General features: G+C 42.0%; 2 protein-coding genes. Both read left to right on the top strand.

Annotation, left to right across the window (positions count from 1 at the left end; translation table 11 throughout):
* Positions 1-18 precede the first annotated feature (18 nt).
* On the top strand, positions 19-132 hold the full coding sequence (locus tag AB4585_RS24095; protein WP_372171279.1) for a DNA polymerase III subunit delta' C-terminal domain-containing protein: 114 nt from the start codon (positions 19-21) through the stop codon (positions 130-132).
* A gap of 67 nt (positions 133-199) precedes the next feature.
* Positions 200-417, top strand: a 218-nt coding sequence (locus AB4585_RS24090; RefSeq protein WP_372171278.1) for a TatD family hydrolase, incomplete at its 3' end; no start/stop codon positions are given.

The raw sequence follows: 417 nt of genomic DNA, 5'->3' as shown, positions 1-417 counted from the left end.
GTTTTAGATTATCAGCAGGTGTTTGACATGACACGAAGACTCGCCAAGCTTATTGAGCAACTTACCCTTCATACTGGGCTTAATAAAGAACTACTATTAAGTCAGTGGCTCATTGAAACGAAAACTAGATGATTATTCGTACTAGTTAAAATTATTGTTTACAAGGCGCGCGCATAGCGCGTTTTTTTATAGGTGTTATATGTTTGTAGATTCTCATTGCCATCTTGATAAGCTGAATTATCAAGACTTGCACACTGGTGTAGCCGACGTCATTGCTAAAGCGGAAGCAGCAAACGTCAAGCAACTGTTATCGGTTGGAGTGACCCTTGACGCTTTTCCAAAGATGATCGAGCTCATTACTCCCTTTCCACAGGTTCATGCTTCTGCAGGAGTTCATCCTCTTGATGTGGAGAGCGC

Source organism: Vibrio sp. 10N.222.49.C9 (genome assembly GCF_041474985.1).
GTDB classification, from domain to species: Bacteria; Pseudomonadota; Gammaproteobacteria; order Enterobacterales; family Vibrionaceae; genus Vibrio; species Vibrio crassostreae_C.
The sequence above is the reverse complement of the archived record's forward strand: the minus strand, read 5'-3'. Positions and strand labels throughout refer to the sequence as shown.